Origin of the sequence: Stenotrophomonas rhizophila, assembly GCF_020857975.1 — a bacterium.
In the GTDB taxonomy this organism is placed as follows: domain Bacteria; phylum Pseudomonadota; class Gammaproteobacteria; order Xanthomonadales; family Xanthomonadaceae; genus Stenotrophomonas; species Stenotrophomonas rhizophila_C.
The window spans coordinates 65,568-84,913 of record NZ_JACWUO010000016.1 but is presented as its reverse complement, the minus strand read 5'-3'; the positions used below and the strand labels follow the sequence as shown (position 1 = coordinate 84,913).

Genomic DNA, 19,346 nt, shown 5'->3' with positions numbered 1-19,346 from the left:
CGGGTCTCCGGCCAGCGTCATGCCTTCGCCGCGATGATCGGCGTCATCGGCAGTCGATCGGGATGCGACCCTACCAGGGGTTGTTGACGCACGCGGAGGCGGCCCTGGTAGGGTCGGTTCCCAAACGACTGCCGGTGGCGCTTCCGCGCCCGGTAACGCATTGCGACGAACGGACTGGTTGCTGCCGGGCATGCCGGCATCGATACGGGTCTCCGGCCAGCGTCATGCCTTCGCCGCGATGATCGGCGTCATCGGCAGTCGATCGGGATGCGACCCTACCAGCGGGCGTGACGCATGCGGAGGCTTCCTTGGTAGGGTCGGTTCCCAAACGACTGCCGGTGGCGCTTCCGCGCCCGGTAACGCATTGCGACGAACGGAGCGGAAAGGGACCCAGGCCATGCCCGCGCCCCTCCAGTGTATCGACCGTTGGCGCGATCCTCAGATCGCCTTGGCCAGGTCGGCGGCCAGGCCGATGTAACCGCCCGGAGTCAGGGCGCGCAGGCCCTGCTTGGCGTTTTCGGGCAGGTCCAGCGATTCGACGAAGCTGCGCATCGACTCGGCGGTGATGCCCTGGCCGCGGGTCAGCGCCTTGAGCTGTTCGTAGGGATTGGGCAGGCCGTAACGGCGCATCACCGTCTGCACCGCTTCGGCCAGCACTTCCCAGGACGCGTCCAGGTCGGCATCCAGGCGTTCGGGATTCACGGTCAGCTTGCCCAGGCCCTTGGCCAGCGAATCCAGCGCGACCTGGCTGTGGCCGAAGGCAGTGCCGACCGCGCGCAGCACGGTGGAGTCGGTCAGGTCGCGCTGCCAGCGGCTGATCGGCAGCTTGGCGCTGAAATGTTCGAACAGCGCATTGGCGATACCGAAGTTGCCTTCGGCGTTCTCGAAGTCGATCGGGTTGACCTTGTGCGGCATGGTCGACGAACCCACTTCGCCTTCCTTGAGCTTCTGCTTGAAGTAGCCCAGCGAGATGTAGCCCCAGATGTCGCGGGCCAGGTCGATCAGGATGATGTTGGCGCGGCGGGCGGCATCGCCGATCTCGGCGACGTTGTCGTGCGGTTCGATCTGGGTGGTGTAGGGGTTGAACACCAGACCCAGGCTTTCCACGAAACGCCGGGCGAAGGCCGGCCAGTCCACGTCCGGGTAGGCGATCACGTGGGCGTTGTAGTTGCCGACCGCGCCGTTGATCTTGCCGGTCAGTTCGACCGCGGCGATCTGGCGGCGCTGGCGCTCCAGTCGGGCGACCACGTTGGCCACTTCCTTGCCCAGGGTGGTGGGCGAGGCGGTCTGGCCATGGGTGCGCGACAGCATCGGCTGGGCGGCCTGGGCGTGGGCGAGGGTGCGCAGCATGCCGGCGATGTTGTCCAGCGCCGGCAGCAGCACGTCCTGGCGGGCCTGCTGCAGCAGCAGCCCGTAGCTGAGGTTGTTGATGTCTTCGCTGGTGCAGGCGAAATGCACGAATTCCAGCGCCGGGCCCAGCTCGGCATCGGCCTGCAGCTGTTCCTTGATGAAGTACTCCACCGCCTTGACGTCATGGTTGGTGGTGCGCTCGATTTCCTTGACCCGCGCGGCATGGGCCGGGGCGAAGTCGTCGGCCAGGGCGCGCAGGCGGGCCGCGGCGGCGGCCGGGAACGGCGCCAGTTCGACGATGCCCGGCTCGTCGGCCAGGGCCAGCAGCCACTCCACCTCGACCTTCACGCGGGCCTTGATCAGGCCGTATTCGGAGAAGATCGGACGCAGCGCGTCGACCTTGCCGGCATAGCGGCCATCGAGCGGGGACAGGGCGAGCAGGGCGAATTCGGACATGGTGGGCGCGGGGCGATGGCAGCGGGGCCGTCATTCTACGCTGCCGCGGCCGCCACGGTCGGCGCCCGGCGCCGGCAGGCCGCGCCCACGGCCGCCGGGCCGGCCTGAACGCCGGCGCATCGCCCCGGCCCGGGACGCGACCGCGCCTGGGTTTGGGCGGCGCATCGGAGTATCGTTCATGCAGCCGCAAGCCAGGGAATCAGGCCCGTTGCCAGCCGCAGGTTCCCTTTCCAAACCGAAAGAAACGCGGAGTGAAGCAATGAGCAAGGGTTTCAGGATCGAACACGACAGCATGGGCGAGCTGCAGGTACCGGCCGATGCGTTGTGGGGTGCGCAGACACAGCGCGCGGTGAACAATTTCCCGGTGTCCGGGCAGCGCATGCCGCGCGGCTTCATCCGCGCGCTGGGGCTGGTCAAGGGCGCGGCCGCCGCGGTCAACGTGGAACTGGGCCACCTGCCCAGGAACATCGGCAAGGCGGTCCAGGCCGCCGCGGCCGAGGTCGCCGCCGGCCAGCATGACGCGCATTTCCCGATCGATGTGTACCAGACCGGTTCGGGCACCTCCTCGAACATGAATGCCAACGAGGTCATCGCGACCCTGGCCAACCGCGCCGGCAAGGCCGGCAAGCTGGCGGTGCATCCCAACGACCACGTCAACCAGGGGCAGAGCTCCAACGATGTGATTCCCACCGCGCTGCGGGTGTCGGCCCTGCTGGGCGTGCAGGAACAGCTGCAGCCGGCGCTGACCCACCTGCGCAAGACCATCGACAAGAAGGGCCGCAGCCTGCGCAAGGTGGTCAAGACCGGCCGCACCCATCTGATGGATGCCATGCCGCTGACCTTCGAGCAGGAGTTCGGCGCCTGGTCGGCGCAGCTGGCCTCGGCCCAGGAGCGCATCGACGACAGCCTCAAGCGCCTGCGCCGGCTGCCGCTGGGCGGTACCGCGATCGGCACCGGGATCAACGCCGACCCGCGCTTCGGCGAGCGAGTGGCCAAGCTGCTCAAGCAACAGACCGGGGTGAAGTTCGACAGTGCGCAGAACAAGTTCGAGGGGCTGGCCGCGCAGGACGATGCGGTGGAGCTGTCCGGCCAGCTCAATGCACTGGCGGTGGCGCTGATCAAGATCGCCAACGACCTGCGCTGGATGAACGCCGGTCCGCTGGCCGGGCTGGGCGAGATCGAACTGCCGGCGCTGCAGCCGGGCAGCTCGATCATGCCGGGCAAGGTCAACCCGGTGATCCCCGAGGCGATGGTGATGGTGTGCGCGCAGGTGATCGGCCACCACACCGCGATCACCGTGGCCGGGCAGACCGGCAACTTCCAGTTGAACGTGACCTTGCCGCTGATCGCGGCCAACCTGCTGGACGGGATCGGCCTGCTGGCCAACATCACCCAGCTGCTGGCCGACAGTGCGATCGCCGGGCTGACGGTGCGCGAGGACCGCGTCCGCGAGGCACTGGGCCGCAACCCGATCCTGGTCACCGCGCTGAACCCGATCATCGGTTACGAGAAGGCCGCCGCGATCGCCAAGCGCGCCTACAAGGAGCAGCGCCCGGTACTGGACGTGGCGCTGGAGGACAGCGGGCTGGCCGAAGCCGAGCTGCGTCGGCTGCTGGACCCGGCCGCGCTGACCGCCGGCGGCATTCATGCCGGCGGTGGCGGCGGCGGTTGAGCCTGCGGCCGGAGTAAAACGAAAACGGGCCGAAAGGCCCGTTTTTTGTGGTTCACCGCCGTGGGGCGGCGCAAAGGCAACACGCCGCCGCGCGCAGGTAGTGCCGGCCGCTGGCCGGCAACCGCACCGATGCTTGGCCAAGAGCAGCGTCTTGATCTTCCCTGTGGGAGGAGGACGGGCAGCCCCATGCGGGACACGCCGTAAACCCATCCGTGGGGGCTTGGCGAAAACTTGCTCGGGTGCGCTGTCCTGCGTACCCGGCAAGGCCGGGGTTGGGCGTCCTGCCCAACCCGTCCGGCGTATACGCCGGACCCATGTTTTCGACAGTCCCACATGGGGCTGCCCGTCCTCCTCTGGATAGAGTGACGTGTGCGGCTGGACGAGCCCAAAGCTCTTCGGTCCGATACGCACTGTCTGACCATGGGTCAGAACTACGGGCGTGCCCGCTCGCCTCGGCGCGAAATAAGTGAACCGATGCTATTTAAAGCCGGGCAGGTCTAGTGCCGATCGGCCTGCAGATTGCCGAAGGTCTCGGTGTAATCCTTGAACTCGGGGATGCGCTGCACCAGGTCCGGTGGAATCGGCTGCAGGCCGGCCGGAACCTGGATCCTGACCGCGCGCTTGGCCGGATCCGGCGGGGCGTCGGTGAGGGTGTTCTGGCGCAATACCTGCAGCTGGCCGAACATGGTCTGCAGCACGGCCTGCTGGTCCGGCTTGAGCGGAATTTCGATCTCGTCGATCTTCATCCGGCCATCGGGCAGCACGATGATGTTCGGTGCCGGCGCGCGGCGCACGATCAGCATGCCGTCGCTGACGGTGATCTTCGGCTTGCCGCGCTCGGCGCGGTGGTTGCGGTATTCCTGGTCGCAGCCGGTGGCGGCCAGGCAGAACAGGGCAAACAGCAGCAGACAGAGCTTCTTCATCGGCGCAGCGCACAAAAAGGGGGAGGCTAGTGTAGTCCTCCCCCGTCCAGCCGCGCCGGCCTGCGACCGTACGTCGCAGGCCGGCTCGGCTTATTTGCCGCAGTCGTCGATGTCGCTCTGGTCCATCGTGGCGTAGGGCTTGAACGCCGGCAGCGCGGCGGCCAGCGCCTGCTGCCTGGCCATCATCTCCGGCAGCAGCGTGCACAGCCGCTTGGCTTCGGCTTCGATCTTGCTGCTTTCGGCATTCACCCGCTCCTCGATGCCCTGGGTATCGCCGGAGAAGATGCCCTTGAGCGCCTCGCCGGCCGCCTTCACGCCCAGGTTGGCGCCGGCCACGCCGATGTTCATGCCGGCCCCGGCCAGCGCCTCCACCTGCCGCCGGTAGTCCAGCAGCAGCTTCCGCTGGTTGGCGTCGGTGGGCACGGTGGTGCCGTCGATCAGCAGGTCGCCTTGCGGGGTGATCTCGGCCTTGGCATCGTTGCTGCCGGAAATGGAAATATTGCCCTGGGCCAGTTCCTTGCGCGCCTTGTCGGTGGCCTCCTGCACGGTCTTGCCGATCGAATCGGCGTCCACCGCGGCCGCGGTCCTGCCGGCCGGCTGGCCGGCGGCCGGGGCGGCCTTGCCGGCATCGGGATTGCCGCAGGCGGCCAGGGGCAGGCACAGCAGCAGGGTGGGCAGCAGCAGTCTGGAAGTCATCGGACGATCCTCGAAGAAGGGGTTACTTGCCGCGCGGCAGATTCACCGGGCCGCTGACATTGCCGTGGCGCACCTCGCCACTGCCGCTGCGCGATACCGTCAGCGAACCGCCGACGTCGTGCACGGTGACATCGCCCGAGCCATGGCGTTCGACGCTGACATTGCCGCCGGCGTTGCGGATGTCCACATCGCCCGAACCCACCGTGCCGATGGTGACATTGCCCTTGACCTGGCGCAGATCCACATCGCCCGAGCCGATGTCGCCCAATGCCACGTTGCCCTGCACGCCGGTCAGGCCGAGGTCGCCCGAGCCGACGTTGCCGACCTTGGCATTGCCGCGCACATTGCGTGCCTTGAAATCGCCCGAGCCCACCGAAAGCAGGTTGAGCGAACCGGCGCCGTCAAGCTCCACATCGCCGGAGCCGACCGCGGCGGTGACCAGGCCCTTGATGCCGCGCAGCGTGACGTCGCCCGAGCCGACGTCGGCGCTGAGCGAGTGCGCGCCGCTGACGCTGGCATCGCCCGAGCCGACCTTGAGCTGCACCAGCACGGTGTCCGGCACGCTGCCGCGGATGTCCAGGTAGGCATAGCTGTTGCCGCCCAGGGTGATGGCGCGCTGGGCGCGCTGCAGGCGTACCACCAGCTTGTCGCCCACCTTCTGCTGGGTCAGGGTCAGCTCGCCCAGCCAGTCGGCATTGGAGGCGCAGGCACGCCCGCCCAGCTGGGCCGGGCCGGGCCCGGCCTGCAGCACCAGGTCGTGCTGGTTGACCTCGAACACCACGGCCTTGGCACCGGCCAGGTCCAGTTTCAGATCACGCGCTTCGGAGAACTTGCACTGCGGTTCACTGGCCGGCGCGGCCAGCGGCAGCATCAACAGGGAGGCAACAGCGAGGGTGCGGATCATGGGTGGCTCCTTGAGGGCGATCAGATTTCGCCGGCGCGGCGGCGCAGGCGGATGGCGAGGACGATGAACACCACACCGGCGGCGGCACCGATCCACACTTCCGGCAGGCTCAACGCGGCCAGCTGGTTGGACGGGGCCAGCGCGGCGACCAGGTCGTCGCGGTCGCCGATCAGCGCACGCAGCTGGTCGGTGCGGTAGAGCATGTCGCTGCCCGGCAGCGTGCCCAGCAGCAGGCGGCCGACGATGTGCTTCCAGAACCAGTCGCTGCTCAGGTCGAAGGCGCTCATCAGGTGCGTGGTGCTGACGATGATGCCGGCAAACAGCGGCAGCATCACCGCCCACAGGAACGGCTTGCTCTTGGCCCAGGCCGAGCACAGCAGCAGCCAGCCCACGGTCGGCAGCGCCCACAGCAGGTACACCGGGATCCAGGACAGGTGGCTGGCCACGATGTTCAGCGGGCTGGCCGGGCCCCAGACCAGGGTCATCGCATCGCCGCCATTGGCCATCACTACCACCGTGATGATCAGCAGGAAGCCGAACATGGTCACGATCGAGGCGGCCACCGCCACCAGCGGCGCCACCAGCAGCGCACTGAGCGCCTTGGACAGCACGGTCTGGGTGTCCGACAGCGGCAGCGACTTCCAGAACAGGATGCTGCGGTCGCGGCGGTCGTCGTACAGCGCGCCCAGGCAGTAGAAGAACACCACGAAGGCCAGCACGATGAACGGCCACAGCGAACTCAGCACCAGGGTCAGGTCCAGGCCATTGGCCAGGTCGTGCATGTTCTTGGCGTCCAGCTTGCTGGTCAGCAGCCCCAGGTCCAGGCCGTTGACGCTGACGTTTTCATTGTCCAGCACCAGGCCGCCGCTCTTGGCGGCGCGGTGCATGGCCAGCAGCCCGAACAGGATGCCGACCAGGCTCATCACCAGCGAGATCGCGCCGGCGATCAGCGGGGCGTACAGGAACCCGCCGCGGTTCTCCCAGTACTCGCGCTTGAGCATCCACTTGAAGGTGCTGGCCTTGCTGATGGGGTGGTGGACTGTGTTCATGCGTAGGTTCCCTTCATGATGGCCACGAACAGATCCGCCAGCCCCGGGCTGCGGATTTCGCCCAGGGGCGTGAGCTGGGCGCGTGGCACCCCATCGAACAGCAGCACGGTCTTGCCGAACGGCAGGGCGCGTTCGTCGATCGGCTTGAGCGCGCGTGCCGCCTCCAGCGTCTCGGCCGACACCAGCACTTCGCTGTAGCGGTCGCCGATGTCTTCCATGTCGGTGGTCAGTACGATGCGGCCATCGCGGATGAACATCACATCGGTGAGGATGTGTTCGATCTCCTCGACCTGGTGGGTAGTGACGATGATGGTCTTCTGTTCGTCGAAGTAGTCTTCCAGCAGGCGCTGGTAGAACTCCTTGCGGTACAGGATGTCCAGGCCCAGGGTCGGCTCGTCCAGCACCAGCACCTTGGCGTCGATGGCCATCACCAGGGCCAGGTGCAGCTGCACGATCATGCCCTTGGACAGTTCACGCACGCGCTGCCTGGGCTGCAGCTTGGTGGAGGCCAGGAAGCGCTCGCAGCGGGCGCGGTCGAAGCGCGGGTGCACCCCGGCGACGAAATCGATCGCCTCGCGCACCTTCATCCAGCGCGGCAGCACGGCCACGTCGGCGATGAAGCAGACCTCGCTCATCAGCGCGTTGCGCTGCACGGCCGGGTCCAGCCCGAGCACCTGCAGCTCGCCTTCCACCGTGGTCAGGCCGAGCAGGGCCTTGAGCAGGGTGGTCTTGCCGGCGCCGTTGGGGCCGATCAGGCCGGTGATCCGGCCCGGGGCGATGGTGAAGCTGGTGTTGTCCAGCGCCACGGTCTGTTTGTAGGCCTTGCGCAGGCCGCGGGCGGAAATGACGACATCACTTGCAACGGCATTCATGAGGATTTCCCCTGGGGCAGCAATTCGTCGAGGTTCAGGCCCAGGCGCTGGATACGCTCCAGCACCAGCGGCCATTCTTCATTGAGGAACCGGTCGCGCTCGCTGCTGCGCAGCTGCGTGGCCGCTTCCTCGGTCATGAACATGCCCAGCCCCCGGCGTTTCTCGACCAGGCCTTCATCGGCCAGTTCCTGGTAGGCGCGCGACACGGTGATGGGGTTGAGCTGGTACTCGGCGGCTACCTGCCGGACCGAAGGCAGGGCGTCGCCGGGCTTGATGATGCCGTCAAGCATCATGGCGATCACGCGTTCCTTCAGCTGACGGTAGATCGGAGCACCATCGCTCCATTGAATATCGCTCATGGTCAGCTCCGTGGGTTCAGCGACTGTGCGAATGAGAAGTAAGGCATGGACAGGGAGCTGTGCAGCCGGCGGGGGCGGGCGGGGGGGTCGTCGGCGGTCCCTGCCTGGATCACGCCTGCGTCCTGCGGGCCGGGCAACGCACTGCCGGCGGCGCCGCCGGCATCACCGTCGGGGGTGCCGAGCCAGGCGAACAGCAGCAACGCCGAAGCGGCGGTAACAGCGTGGGTGGTTCGGCGGCGGCGCATGCGATTCATGGGCTTCCCCTGCATCAGGTGACTGGTGTTGTATGCAACTATAACACCGGCACGCCGGAGTGCAAGCCATGACCGACCCCAACTGATGGCAGGGGTGTGACAAAGTGCTGGGAAGACGTTCCAAGCCATTGATTTAAAAGCGATCCATCGAATTTCCAGAGGCGGGCTGGGGTCTGCCTGCGTTCAGTCACATCAATGGTATGAGATGCCGTGTGCCCATTCAGTAGATACGCGAGGCGCCGGATCGACGTTGACCAAGGCCGCCATCGTCGGCAAAGCCGGCCCTGCGGCGCCTGTGGGGGAGGTCCGGACCCTGGCCGGACACCTGCAGCGCCGCAGCGGGTTGAAGCCGTCACAGCACCGCCGCCGCCGTCTTGCGCATCCCAGCCACGCCCGGTAACGGCCGGCCGCGCCGCGCACGCGTCGGTAAAAGGCCCGGTGATATAGTGCGCAATGGCCCGCCCATGGCGGTTTTCCCGCTGTTTCCGGGCCATTGCCGTCTCCTTTTCCCGAACCCTGTCGGAGTGTTGCGATGCCTCAGATCCGTTCCCTGCCTTCCCTGCCCGGCACTTGGCGCGTGCGCGCTGGGGCGGCGCTGCTGCTGGCATGCGGGCTGCTGGCCGCCACCGGTGCCCAGGCGGCCGGCCTGCTGGACCTGAGCTACCGGCCACTGGCCGGCAAGGGTGAGGTCAACCTGCAGAAACAGTACGGCGGCAAGGTGCTGCTGGTAGTCAATACCGCCAGCAAGTGCGGCTTCACCCCGCAGTACGAGGGCCTGGAGGCATTGCAGAAAAAGTACGCCGCGCGCGGCTTTTCGGTGCTGGGCTTCCCCTCCAATGATTTCAAGGGCCAGGAGCCGGGCGATGAAGCCCAGATCCAGGAGTTCTGCACGCTGACCTACGGGGTCAAGTTCCCGATGTTCCAGAAGGTGCAGGTCACCGGGCCGCAGGCCACGCCGCTGTACCAGCGCCTGGCCGCGGCCACCGGGGTGGCGCCGGGCTGGAACTTCCACAAGTACCTGATCGCCCGCGACGGGCGGGTGGTGGCGCAGTACCCCAGCAAGACCACGCCCGATGATGCCGGGCTGCTGGCCGCGCTCGAACGCGAGCTGTCCAAGCCCGTGCCCAAGCGTTGACGTTCTCGACATCTCGCACGTGCGTGCGACAATGATCGCTTTCGCGCCGACGTCGGCGTCCAGTCACTTCCAGGAATGCAGCGAATGAAGATGGGAATGCGCGGCGCCGCGGCGTCGGTTCTGATTCTGGCGATGGGTGCCACCGGTACCGTGATGTCGCAACAACCGGCCGCAGGTGCGGCTGCCAAGGAGACTTCTGCTTTGAACTCCCAACGGGAAAAGCTCGGCTACGCCATCGGCATCGATGTGGCCAACTCGTTCGCCCCGATCTCCAGCGAGATCGACCTGGCGGCGTTGCGCCGTGGCGTGACCAATGCCTTCGCCGGCAAGCCGCCGCTGATCAGCCAGGAAGAGGCGCAGAAGACCGACGCCGCGCTGCGCCAGGCGATGATGGTCAAGAGCGGCCAGCCGGTGCCGGGCATGGCCCCGGGTACCCCGGCGCCGAAGGTGGACCGTGAAAAGGTCGGCCTGATGCTGGGCAGCTACGCGGTTGGCCCGTCGCTGGCGCCGATGAAGGAAGACCTGGACCTGGACGCGCTGTTCGACGCGGTCGGCACCACCTTCAACAAGGGCACCCCGAAGATGACCGCCGAGCAGGCCAAGGCCACGCTGGAAGGCTTCATGTCGGCCAAGCAGGCCCAGGCCCAGGCCGATGCGGCCGCGCAGGGCGGCAAGAACCGCGAAGCCGGCAATGCGTTCATGGCCAAGAACAAGACCGTGCCGGGCGTGGTCACCACCGCCTCGGGCCTGCAGTACCAGGTACTGCGCCCGGGCAACGGCGAGCGTCCGCTGCCGACCAGCAAGGTCCGCGTCAACTACGAAGGCAAGCTGCTGGACGGCACCGTGTTCGACAGCAGCTACCAGCGTGGCCAGCCGATCGAGTTCGGCCTGGACCAGGTGATCAAGGGCTGGTCCGAAGGCGTGTCGCTGATGCCGACCGGTTCCAAGTACCGCTTCTGGATCCCCGGCGAGCTGGCCTATGGCGAGCAGGGCACCCCGGGCGGTCCGATCGGTCCGAACGCGACGCTGACCTTCGACGTCGAACTGCTGAACGTTCTTCCGTAACCGACCCTGGAGCCACCACGGCCATGCGTGTAGCGATTTTTGGTACCGGCTATGTCGGTCTTGTCACCGGCACCTGCCTGGCCGACGTCGGCCACCAGGTAGTCTGCGTGGACATCGACCAGGCCAAGGTCGACGGCCTGAACCGTGGTGTCATCCCGATCTATGAGCCCGGCCTGGAGCCGATGGTCAAGGCCAACCACGCCGCGTCGCGGTTGACCTTCACCAGCGATGCGGCCGCGGCGATCACCCACGGCCAGGTGATCTTCATCGCCGTGGGCACGCCACCGGACGAGGACGGCAGCGCCGACCTGCAGTACGTGCTGGCGGTGGCCCGCACGATCGGCACGCACATGCGCGTGCCGACCGTGGTGGTCAACAAATCGACCGTGCCGGTGGGCACGGCCGACAAGGTGCGTGCCGCCATTGCCGAGGCATTGGCCGCGCGCGGGGAGGAGATCGCCTTCGACGTGGTCTCCAACCCGGAATTCCTCAAGGAGGGCGACGCGGTCGCCGACTGCATGCGGCCGGACCGCATCGTGGTGGGCGCCTCCAACCCCGATTCGGTGGCGTTGATGCGCCGCCTGTATGCGCCGTTCAACCGCAACCACGACCGCGTGGTGGAAATGGACGTACGTTCGGCCGAGCTGACCAAGTACGCCGCCAACGCGATGCTGGCCACCAAGATTTCGTTCATGAACGAAATCGCCAACATCGCCGAGAAGGTCGGTGCCGACATCGAGCAGGTCCGCCAGGGCATCGGCTCGGATCCGCGCATCGGCTGGCACTTCATCTATCCCGGCGCCGGCTACGGCGGCTCGTGCTTCCCCAAGGACGTGCAGGCCCTGGCCCGCACCGCGCAGCAGCATGGCCACGAGCCCAGGCTGTTGAATGCGGTCGAAGCGGTCAACGACGCCCAGAAGGGCCATCTGTACCAGCTGATCCAGCGCCACTACGACCGTGGCGAGGACGAAGGCGTGCGCGGCAAGACCTTCGCGGTCTGGGGCCTGGCCTTCAAGCCCAATACCGACGATATGCGCGAGGCGTCCAGCCGGCGCCTGCTGGCGCAGCTGTGGGAAGGCGGTGCGCGCGTGCGCGCCTACGACCCGGAAGCGACCGAAGAAGCCCGCCGCATTTTTGGCGAGCGCGAGGACCTGGTGTTCTGCGACAACGCCTATGAGGCGCTGGACGGCGCCGATGCGCTGGTCGTGGTCACCGAATGGAAGCAGTTCCGCAGCCCGGATTTCGTCCGCCTGCGTGAAGCGCTCGCCGACGCGGTCGTGTTCGACGGCCGCAATCTGTACGACCCGCAGGAAATCGAAGCGGCGGGCGTGGCCTACTACGGCATTGGCCGGGGACGTTCCTTGCATGCATGATTCCACCCCCACACCGCGTGAGCAGGCGCTGGAAGCGCGCCTGATCGAGCTGGAAATGCGCGTGTCCTTCCAGGAACAGGCCTTGGCCGAGCTCAGCGAAGCCCTGGCCGATGCACGCATCGAGGGCAGCCGCAATGCTGACCTGACGCGCCTGTTGCTGGAGGACCTGGGCAAGGTCCGCAATGCGCTGTATTCCGATTCGGGCGAAGAACCACCGCCCCCGCACTACTGATCGATCCGACGTCATGAGCGATACCCTCCGCGACCAGCTGCTGGGCCTGGGCTTCAAGTCCGCGCCCAAGCCCGAACGCAAACCCGAAGCCCGCCGCGATGGCCGGCCAGGCAATCCCCACAAACCCCAGGGCGCGCGCGTGCCGGCCAAGGCCGGCGATGGCGCGCGCCCGCCGCGCGATGGCGACAACCGCCGTACCGGGCCCGGCAAGGGCCGCCCGGGCGGTGGCGCCCGTCCTGGTCAAGGCCAGGGCCAGGCGCCCGGCCAGGGCAAGCCGCGCTCGCGCGAGGATATCGACCTGGCCAAGGCCTATGCGATCCGCGCGCAGAAGGAAAAGGACGACCGCATCGAAGCCGAGCGCCTGAAGCAGGAAGAGGCGCGCCTGCGCCGCGAAGCCAAGGCCAGGCTGGACGTGCTGCTGGAAGGCAAGGGCCTGAACGATGCGGCGGCCGAGATTGCCCGCCACTTCAATTACGGCGGCAAGATCAAGCGCATCTACGTCACCCCCGACCAGCTCAAGGCGCTCAACGCCGGCGAACTGGGCGTGCTGCAGCAGAATGGCCGCTACCTGCTGGTGACCGCCGCGGTGCTGGACGAAGCCGAGGCGATCTTTGCCCCATCGGTGGCATTGCGCGTGGATCCCAACGCGACGGTGGAAGAAGACCCGTACGCCGATCCGGCCTACCAGGTACCCGACGACCTGGTCTGGTAACCATTGCGCGGTAGCGTCCGACCATGGGTCGGACTACGCTGATGCTGGTGGATCCGACCCGTGGTCGGATGCGTTTTCCTGGTTGTCCGACCACGGGTCGGACCTACTCGGGATCGTAGTCCAGGTTGGAAGCCAGCCAGCGTTCGACCTGGGCGCGGTCCACGCCCTTGCGCTTGGCGTAGTCGCTGACCTGCTCGCGGGTGACCCGGCCGACCACGAAGTACTGGCTGCGCGGGTGGCTGAAGTAATACCCAGACACCGCCGCGGTCGGCAGCATGGCAAAGCTCTCGGTCAGCTGCATGCCGGCGTTGCGCTCGGCATCGAGCAGCGTGAACAGCGTGGCCTTCTCGCTGTGCTCGGGGCAGGCCGGGTAGCCGGGGGCAGGGCGGATGCCGCTGTACTTTTCGGCGATCAGCGATTCGTTGTCCAGCGCCTCGTCGGGCTGGTAGCCCCAGTAATCGGTGCGCACGTGCTGGTGCAGGCGTTCGGCCAGGGCTTCGGCGAAGCGGTCGGCCAGTGCCTTGAGCAGGATCGCGTTGTAGTCGTCGTGGTCGGCCTCGAAGCGCGCCACGTGCGCGTCGATGCCGATCCCGGCGGTGACCGCGAAGGCGCCGATCCAGTCCTGTCGGCCGCTGCTGGCCGGGGCGATGAAGTCGGCCAGGCAGAAGTCCGGGCGCTCGACCGGCTTGTCCACCTGCTGGCGCAGGAAGTGCAGCACCGCCGGGCCGGCATCGGTGCTCAGGTGCACGTCGTCGCCGACGCTGTTGGCCGGCCACAGCCCGAACACCGCCTTGGCGGTCAGCCACTTCTCCTCGACGATGCGCGCCAGCATCGCGCGCGCGTCGCGGTACAGCTCGGTGGCCTGCGGGCCGACGATTTCGTCGGTGAGGATCGCCGGGTACTTGCCGGCCAGTTCCCAGGCCTGGAAGAACGGGGTCCAGTCGATCACCTCGACCAGGTCGGCCAGCGGGTAGTCGTCCAGCACATGCAGGCCGGGCTTGCGCGGGGCCGGCGGCTGGTAATTGGCCCAGGCGCCGTCGAAACGCTGCGCGCGGGCCTTGGCCAGGGTGACCAGGCGCTTGGCGTCGCCGCGGTTGCGGTGGCGCTGGCGGATGTCGGCGTAGTCGGCTTCGTTGGCGGCCACGAACGGCCCGCGCAGCTCGCTGGAGATCAGCGACTGGGCCACGCCGACCGCGCGCGAGGCATCCTTGACCCATACCGTGGGCGCCTTGTAATGCGGGTCGATCTTCAGCGCGGTATGCGCGCGCGAGGTGGTCGCCCCGCCGATCATCAGCGGCATGGTGAAGCCCTGGCGCTGCATCTCGCGGGCGACATGGCTCATTTCCTCCAGCGAGGGGGTGATCAACCCGGACAGCCCGATGATGTCGGCGTTCTCGGCGCGCGCGGCATCCAGGATCTTCTGCGCCGGCACCATCACGCCCAGGTCGATCACCTCGAAATTGTTGCAGGCCAGGACCACGCCCACGATGTTCTTGCCGATGTCGTGCACATCGCCCTTGACCGTGGCCATGATGATCTTGCCGTTGCTCTTGGCGGTATCGCCGCTGCGGGCCTTTTCCGCTTCGATCCAGGGCAGCAGGTAGGCCACCGCCTTTTTCATCACGCGGGCCGACTTGACCACCTGCGGCAGGAACATCTTGCCGGCGCCGAACAGGTCGCCGACGATGTTCATGCCGTCCATCAGCGGCCCTTCGATCACGTCCAGCGGCCGGGTCGAGCGTGCCCGCGCCTCCTCGGTGTCCTGCTCGACCCAGGCGTCCATGCCATGCACCAGCGCATGCGCCAGGCGGTCGTTGACCGGCTTGTCGCGCCAGGCCAGGTCTTCGCCGCGCACCTCGCCCTTCTTGCCCTTGTAGCGCTCGGCGATCTCCAGCAGGCGTTCGGTGCCGTCGCTGCGGCGGTTGAGGATCACATCCTCCACCCGCTCGCGCAGTTCCGGGTCCAGCTCGTCGTAGATCGGCATCGCGCCGGCGTTGACGATGCCCATGTCCATGCCGGCGGCGATGGCGTGGTACAGGAACACCGAATGGATCGCCTGGCGCACCGTTTCGTTGCCGCGGAAGGAGAACGACACGTTGGACACGCCGCCGGAGACGTGACAGTGCGGCAGGGTGCGCTTGATGATGCGGGTGGCTTCGATGAAGTCCACCGCATAGTTGTCGTGCTCTTCGATGCCGGTGGCCACGGCGAAGATGTTCGGGTCGAAGATGATGTCCTGCGGCGGGAAGCCGACCTGGTCGACCAGGATGTTGTAGGCGCGGGTGCAGATTTCCACCTTGCGCGCGCAGGTGTCGGCCTGGCCGTCCTCGTCGAAGGCCATCACCACCGCCGCGGCGCCGTAACGCAGCACCTTGCGCGCGTGCTCGATGAACTGCGCCTCGCCTTCCTTGAGCGAGATGGAGTTGACCACGCTCTTGCCCTGCAGGCACTTCAGGCCGGCCTCGATCACGCTCCACTTGGACGAATCGACCATCACCGGGATGCGCGCGATGTCCGGCTCGGACATGATCAGGTTCAGGTAGCGCGTCATCGCCTTTTCCGAATCGATCAGGCCCTCGTCCATGTTGACGTCGAGGATCTGCGCGCCGCTGGCGACCTGCTGGCGCGCCACTTCGACCGCTTCCTCGTAGCGTTCTTCCTTGACCAGCTTGCGGAACTGCGCGCTGCCGGTGACGTTGGTGCGCTCGCCGATGTTGACGAACAGCAGGTTCGGCGTGATCACCAGCGGCTCAAGGCCGGACAGGCGGGTGTGGCGGGAAGGCGTCATGGGAGGGCGGGCACGGTCTGGCAAGGGAGGGTCAACGACAACGGGTGGGGCAGGGGCGCCGTGGCTCAGGCGGCATCCTCGAGCTGGCCGGCGGGCAGGGCGCGTGGCGGCAGGCCGGCCACCGCCTCGGCGATGGCCTGGATATGCGCCGGGGTGGTGCCGCAGCAGCCGCCGACCAGGTTGAGCAGGCCGGCCTGGGCGAACTCGCGCAGGGTGGTGGCCATTTCTTCGGGGGTCTCGTCGTACTCGCCGAACGCATTGGGCAGGCCGGCGTTGGGGTGGGCGCTGACCAGGCAGTCGGCCACGGTGGACAGGGTTTCCACGTGCGGGCGCATGTCGGTGGCGCCCAGCGCGCAGTTCAGCCCCACCGACAGCGGGCGGCTGTGCGCCACCGAGGCGTAGAAGGCCTCGGTGGTCTGCCCGGACAGGGTACGGCCGGACGCGTCGGTGATGGTGCCGGAGATCATGATCGGCAGGCGCGCGCCGCGGTCGTCGAAGGCTTCTTCGATCGCGAACAGCGCGGCCTTGGCGTTGAGCGTGTCGAAGATGGTCTCGACCATGAGGGTGTCGGCGCCGCCGTCGATCAGGCCGTCGATGGCTTCGCGGTAGGTCTCGCGCAGCGCATCGAAGCTGGTGTTGCGGAACCCCGGGTCGTTCACGTCCGGGCTGATCGAGGCGGTGCGGCTGGTCGGGCCGAGCACGCCGATCACAAAGCGCGGCTTGCCCGGAGCGGTGGCGGCCACCGCATCGCAGCAGGCGCGCGCCACTGCGGCACCGGCCTTGTTGAGCTCGTAGACCAGGTGCTCCAGGTGGTAGTCGGCCTGGCTGACCGAGGTTGCGTTGAAGGTATTGGTTTCCACCAGGTCCGCGCCGGCCTGCAGGTAGGCGGTATGGATGCCGGCGATCACCTCCGGCTTGCTGAGCAGCAGCAGGTCGTTGTTGCCCTTGAGGTCGTGGCCTTCCGGGGCCGGCCCGTCATGCGCGCAGCCCGGGCCATGGGCATGGTCGTAGCCGCCGGCGAAACGCTGGCCGCGGTAATCCTCTTCTTCCAGCTCGTGGCGCTGGATCATGGTGCCCATGGCGCCATCGATGATCAGGATGCGCTGGGCCAGGGCCTGTTGCAGGGCGTGGACGCGTTCGGGGTGCAGCCAGGGCAGGGATGGCATGGGCGGGCCTCAGGGCTTGCTGGCGATCAGCGAAATGACTTCGAAATGCGGCGGGCGCTTTTCGCGGGTCACCGTTTCCAGGTTGGAGACCATCAGCCCGGCCTTCTCGGCGAACTTGCGCAGTTCCTTGTCGCTGAAGCCCAGGTTGACGTGGCCATAGGCCTCCACCGCGGCCTTGTGCTCGTGGCGGGCCAGGCTGCACAGCAGCAGGCGGCCGCCCGGGCGCAGCACGCGCGCGCCTTCGGCCACGGCCTGGGCTGGTTTGGCGGCGTAGGTGAGGGCATGCATCAGCACCACCAGGTCGAAGCTGCGGTCCTTGAACGGCAGGGCATGCATGTCGCCTTCGCGCACTTCCACATTGGCCAGCCGGCGCAGGCGTTCGCTGGCGGCAGCCACCACGCGCGCGCTGGTATCGATGCAGATATAGCGCTTGGCATGCGGGGCGACCAGTTCGGCCAGCACGCCGTCGCCGGAGGCGATGTCGAGCACGTCGCCGGTTTCCAGCAGCGGCAGCGCGGTGCGCGCCAGCGCCTCCCAGGTGCGGCCGGGGGAATAGTGGCGTTCCATGTCGCCGGCCACGCTGTCGGCCCAGTTCTGGTCGGCCGCGCGGCTGGCCAGTACCGAGGCCACCCGTTCAGCATCCTGGCGCAGCAGCGGATCGTCGCTGCCGGTGCTGAGCGCATGCCACAATGCGCGCTGGGCCGGGTCCAGCGCGGCATCGTCGAAGCGGTAGTAGGCCGATACGCCGGAGCGGCGGTCGCGGACCAGGCCGGCTTCCTTGAGGCGGGCCAGGTGGGTGGACACCCGCGGCTGGGCCAGCGTGGTGATGGCCGACAGCTCGGCCACGGTCAGTTCTTCCTGCTCCAGCAAGGTGAGCAGGCGCACACGGGTGGCGTCGGCGAATACCTTCAGCCGGACCGACCAGTCCTCCAGATCCATAAATATCTACCTATCGCGATATAGAGATATTTTCGTCCCTCGGCCCCGGCGCGGTCAAGTCAGCCTCGATCCACCGCCGCTGGGTACAATGCCGCACCATTTTCCCGGGAGGGTGCTGTGGATTTCAGTTTCACCGAAGAGCAGCTGATGCTGCAGGACGTCGCGCGGCGCATCGCGCAGGAAAAGATCGCGCCCAGCGCCGAGCACCATGACCGGACCGGCGAATTCCCGCTGGACAACATCCGCCTGCTGGGCGAAAACGGCCTGATGGGCATCGAAGTGCCGGCCGAGTACGGCGGCGCGGGCATGGACCCGATCGCCTATGTGCTGGCGATGGTGGAGGTGGCCGCCGGCGATGGGGCGCACTCGACCATCATGTCGGTGAACAATTCGCTGTTCTGCAACGGCATCCTGACCCACGGCAGCGAGGCGCAGAAGCAGAAGTACGTGCGCGCCATTGCCGAGGGCGAGGCGATCGGCGCCTTCGCGCTGACCGAGCCGCAGTCCGGTTCGGACGCCACGGCGATGCGCTGCCGGGCGGTCAAGCAGGCCGACGGCAGCTTCGTGATCAACGGCAAGAAGAGCTGGATCACCTCCGGCCCGGTGGCCAAGTACATCGTGCTGTTTGCGATGACCGACCCGGACCAGGGCGCGCGCGGCATCACCGCGTTCATGATCGACACCGACAAGCCCGGTTTCCACCGCGGCAAGACCGAGCCGAAGCTGGGCATCCGCGCCTCGGCTACCTGCGAGATCGAGTTCCAGGATTACCAGGCTGCGGCCGAGGACGTGCTGGGCAAGGAAGGGGAGGGCTTCAAGATCGCCATGGGCGTGCTCGACGCCGGCCGCATCGGCATCGCCTCCCAGGCGATCGGCATCGCCCGCGCGGCCTATGAGGCGACCCTGGAATACGTGCGCGACCGCAAGGCCTTCGGCGCTGCGATCGGCACCTTCCAGATGACCCAGGCCAAGATCGCCGACATGAAGTGCAAGCTGGACGCGGCCTTGTTGCTGACCCTGCGTGCGGCATGGGTGAAGGGGCAGGGCAAGCGTTTCAGCAACGAGGCGGCGATCGCCAAGCTGACCGCGTCCGAAGCGGCGATGTGGATCACCCACCAGGCCGTGCAGATCCACGGCGGCATGGGGTATTCCAAGGAAATGCCGCTGGAACGTTACTTCCGCGATGCCAAGATCACCGAGATCTACGAGGGTACCTCGGAGATCCAGCGGCTGGTGATCGCGCGCAACGAGACCGGGTTGCGCTGAGGCAGGCAAGGCCACGACCGACGGTCGTGGCCTGCGGGCCGTGCCGACCGCCGGTCGGCACGCGTGATCGGGTAGACCAGGCGCCCCTTCAATCGCGGCGCAGGTGCGCCGGGCGAGCGCGCCGGCCACCATGTC

At 67.5% G+C, this 19,346-nt stretch carries 18 protein-coding genes; 7 read left to right on the top strand and 11 right to left on the bottom strand.

The genetic code is table 11. From position 1 onward, the window contains the following. Window positions 1–438: 438 nt before the first annotated feature. A complete protein-coding gene (purB, locus tag IC535_RS14630; RefSeq protein ID WP_228887111.1) occupies window positions 439–1,806 on the bottom strand; it encodes an adenylosuccinate lyase in 1,368 nt (455 codons plus the stop codon). A 259-nt stretch (window positions 1,807–2,065) separates the two neighbouring features. Between purB and IC535_RS14625 the strand changes: the two genes are divergently transcribed. Continuing rightward, entirely contained in the window at window positions 2,066–3,478 is a 1,413-nt protein-coding gene (locus IC535_RS14625; protein WP_228887112.1) for a class II fumarate hydratase, read from the top strand. A gap of 497 nt (window positions 3,479–3,975) precedes the next feature. Here IC535_RS14625 and IC535_RS14620 read toward each other — a convergent pair whose 3' ends face one another. The 7 genes from IC535_RS14620 to IC535_RS14590 form a co-directional block, all read right to left on the bottom strand. Continuing rightward, on the bottom strand, window positions 3,976–4,401 hold the full coding sequence (locus tag IC535_RS14620; protein ID WP_228887113.1) for a hypothetical protein: 426 nt from the start codon (window positions 4,399–4,401) through the stop codon (window positions 3,976–3,978). 90 nt (window positions 4,402–4,491) lie between these two features. Further along, window positions 4,492–5,097 carry a DUF2884 family protein gene (locus tag IC535_RS14615; protein WP_228887114.1) on the bottom strand — a complete coding sequence of 202 codons (606 nt, stop codon included), beginning with the start codon at window positions 5,095–5,097 and terminating at the stop codon, window positions 4,492–4,494. Window positions 5,098–5,119: 22 nt separating this feature from the next. Then, window positions 5,120–6,001: a DUF4097 family beta strand repeat-containing protein gene (locus tag IC535_RS14610; protein WP_228887115.1), complete on the bottom strand. Its 882-nt coding sequence runs from the start codon at window positions 5,999–6,001 to the stop codon at window positions 5,120–5,122. A 20-nt stretch (window positions 6,002–6,021) separates the two neighbouring features. Next, the gene (locus IC535_RS14605) at window positions 6,022–7,050 is read right to left on the bottom strand and encodes an ABC-2 transporter permease (protein WP_228887116.1); all 1,029 of its coding nucleotides are present in this window, start codon (window positions 7,048–7,050) and stop codon (window positions 6,022–6,024) included. Beyond that, a complete protein-coding gene (locus IC535_RS14600; RefSeq protein ID WP_228887117.1) occupies window positions 7,047–7,922 on the bottom strand; it encodes an ABC transporter ATP-binding protein in 876 nt (291 codons plus the stop codon). The genes IC535_RS14605 and IC535_RS14600 overlap by 4 nt, the downstream gene beginning before the upstream one ends. Then, complete coding sequence (locus IC535_RS14595; RefSeq protein ID WP_019185943.1) at window positions 7,919–8,281, bottom strand: GntR family transcriptional regulator; 363 nt, start codon at window positions 8,279–8,281, stop codon at window positions 7,919–7,921. The genes IC535_RS14600 and IC535_RS14595 overlap by 4 nt, the downstream gene beginning before the upstream one ends. A 2-nt stretch (window positions 8,282–8,283) precedes the next feature. Beyond that, the gene (locus IC535_RS14590; RefSeq protein WP_228887118.1) at window positions 8,284–8,535 is read right to left on the bottom strand and encodes a hypothetical protein; all 252 of its coding nucleotides are present in this window, start codon (window positions 8,533–8,535) and stop codon (window positions 8,284–8,286) included. Window positions 8,536–9,067: 532 nt separating this feature from the next. On the opposite strand from IC535_RS14590, the gene IC535_RS14585 reads away from it, so the two are divergent. The 5 genes from IC535_RS14585 to IC535_RS14565 all read left to right on the top strand — a co-directional run bounded on the left by IC535_RS14585 (window position 9,068) and on the right by IC535_RS14565 (window position 13,052). Further along, window positions 9,068–9,670 carry a glutathione peroxidase gene (locus IC535_RS14585; RefSeq protein WP_228887119.1) on the top strand — a complete coding sequence of 201 codons (603 nt, stop codon included), beginning with the start codon at window positions 9,068–9,070 and terminating at the stop codon, window positions 9,668–9,670. Between the two features lie 84 nt (window positions 9,671–9,754). After that, entirely contained in the window at window positions 9,755–10,735 is a 981-nt protein-coding gene (locus IC535_RS14580; RefSeq protein ID WP_228887120.1) for an FKBP-type peptidyl-prolyl cis-trans isomerase, read from the top strand. A gap of 23 nt (window positions 10,736–10,758) precedes the next feature. Then, window positions 10,759–12,108, top strand: coding sequence for a UDP-glucose dehydrogenase family protein (locus IC535_RS14575; RefSeq protein ID WP_228887121.1), 1,350 nt, complete (start codon window positions 10,759–10,761; stop codon window positions 12,106–12,108). Continuing rightward, on the top strand, window positions 12,101–12,340 hold the full coding sequence (locus tag IC535_RS14570; protein WP_038687608.1) for a SlyX family protein: 240 nt from the start codon (window positions 12,101–12,103) through the stop codon (window positions 12,338–12,340). The genes IC535_RS14575 and IC535_RS14570 overlap by 8 nt, the downstream gene beginning before the upstream one ends. Before the next feature lie 13 nt (window positions 12,341–12,353). Continuing rightward, on the top strand, window positions 12,354–13,052 hold the full coding sequence (locus IC535_RS14565; RefSeq protein WP_228887122.1) for a DUF2058 domain-containing protein: 699 nt from the start codon (window positions 12,354–12,356) through the stop codon (window positions 13,050–13,052). Between the two features lie 103 nt (window positions 13,053–13,155). On the opposite strand, the gene metH is transcribed toward IC535_RS14565, so the two are convergent. The 3 genes from metH to IC535_RS14550 form a co-directional block, all read right to left on the bottom strand. Further along, complete coding sequence (gene metH, locus IC535_RS14560; RefSeq protein WP_228887123.1) at window positions 13,156–15,840, bottom strand: methionine synthase; 2,685 nt, start codon at window positions 15,838–15,840, stop codon at window positions 13,156–13,158. A gap of 65 nt (window positions 15,841–15,905) precedes the next feature. After that, window positions 15,906–17,006 (bottom strand): homocysteine S-methyltransferase family protein, encoded by a 1,101-nt coding sequence (locus IC535_RS14555; protein ID WP_228887124.1) that lies wholly within the window; start codon window positions 17,004–17,006, stop codon window positions 15,906–15,908. A 9-nt stretch (window positions 17,007–17,015) separates the two neighbouring features. Continuing rightward, window positions 17,016–17,945 (bottom strand): ArsR/SmtB family transcription factor, encoded by a 930-nt coding sequence (locus IC535_RS14550; RefSeq protein ID WP_228887125.1) that lies wholly within the window; start codon window positions 17,943–17,945, stop codon window positions 17,016–17,018. A gap of 117 nt (window positions 17,946–18,062) precedes the next feature. On the opposite strand from IC535_RS14550, the gene IC535_RS14545 reads away from it, so the two are divergent. Then, window positions 18,063–19,211 carry an acyl-CoA dehydrogenase family protein gene (locus tag IC535_RS14545; RefSeq protein ID WP_228887126.1) on the top strand — a complete coding sequence of 383 codons (1,149 nt, stop codon included), beginning with the start codon at window positions 18,063–18,065 and terminating at the stop codon, window positions 19,209–19,211. Window positions 19,212–19,346 lie beyond the last annotated feature (135 nt).

Bases quoted from the DNA above. Each gene is read 5' to 3' on its own strand.
- IC535_RS14610 (WP_228887115.1), bottom strand. From the start codon at position 6,001: ATGATCCGCACCCTCGCTGTTGCCTCCCTGTTGATGCTGCCGCTGGCC.
- IC535_RS14590 (WP_228887118.1), bottom strand. From the start codon at position 8,535: ATGAATCGCATGCGCCGCCGCCGAACCACCCACGCTGTTACCGCCGCT.
- IC535_RS14550 (WP_228887125.1), bottom strand. From the start codon at position 17,945: ATGGATCTGGAGGACTGGTCGGTCCGGCTGAAGGTATTCGCCGACGCC.
- metH (WP_228887123.1), bottom strand. From the start codon at position 15,840: ATGACGCCTTCCCGCCACACCCGCCTGTCCGGCCTTGAGCCGCTGGTG.
- IC535_RS14620 (WP_228887113.1), bottom strand. From the start codon at position 4,401: ATGAAGAAGCTCTGTCTGCTGCTGTTTGCCCTGTTCTGCCTGGCCGCC.
- IC535_RS14595 (WP_019185943.1), bottom strand. From the start codon at position 8,281: ATGAGCGATATTCAATGGAGCGATGGTGCTCCGATCTACCGTCAGCTG.
- IC535_RS14585 (WP_228887119.1), top strand. From the start codon at position 9,068: ATGCCTCAGATCCGTTCCCTGCCTTCCCTGCCCGGCACTTGGCGCGTG.
- IC535_RS14555 (WP_228887124.1), bottom strand. From the start codon at position 17,006: ATGCCATCCCTGCCCTGGCTGCACCCCGAACGCGTCCACGCCCTGCAA.
- IC535_RS14605 (WP_228887116.1), bottom strand. From the start codon at position 7,050: ATGAACACAGTCCACCACCCCATCAGCAAGGCCAGCACCTTCAAGTGG.
- IC535_RS14570 (WP_038687608.1), top strand. From the start codon at position 12,101: ATGCATGATTCCACCCCCACACCGCGTGAGCAGGCGCTGGAAGCGCGC.
- IC535_RS14615 (WP_228887114.1), bottom strand. From the start codon at position 5,097: ATGACTTCCAGACTGCTGCTGCCCACCCTGCTGCTGTGCCTGCCCCTG.
- IC535_RS14575 (WP_228887121.1), top strand. From the start codon at position 10,759: ATGCGTGTAGCGATTTTTGGTACCGGCTATGTCGGTCTTGTCACCGGC.
- IC535_RS14600 (WP_228887117.1), bottom strand. From the start codon at position 7,922: ATGAATGCCGTTGCAAGTGATGTCGTCATTTCCGCCCGCGGCCTGCGC.
- IC535_RS14580 (WP_228887120.1), top strand. From the start codon at position 9,755: ATGAAGATGGGAATGCGCGGCGCCGCGGCGTCGGTTCTGATTCTGGCG.
- IC535_RS14625 (WP_228887112.1), top strand. From the start codon at position 2,066: ATGAGCAAGGGTTTCAGGATCGAACACGACAGCATGGGCGAGCTGCAG.
- IC535_RS14565 (WP_228887122.1), top strand. From the start codon at position 12,354: ATGAGCGATACCCTCCGCGACCAGCTGCTGGGCCTGGGCTTCAAGTCC.
- purB (WP_228887111.1), bottom strand. From the start codon at position 1,806: ATGTCCGAATTCGCCCTGCTCGCCCTGTCCCCGCTCGATGGCCGCTAT.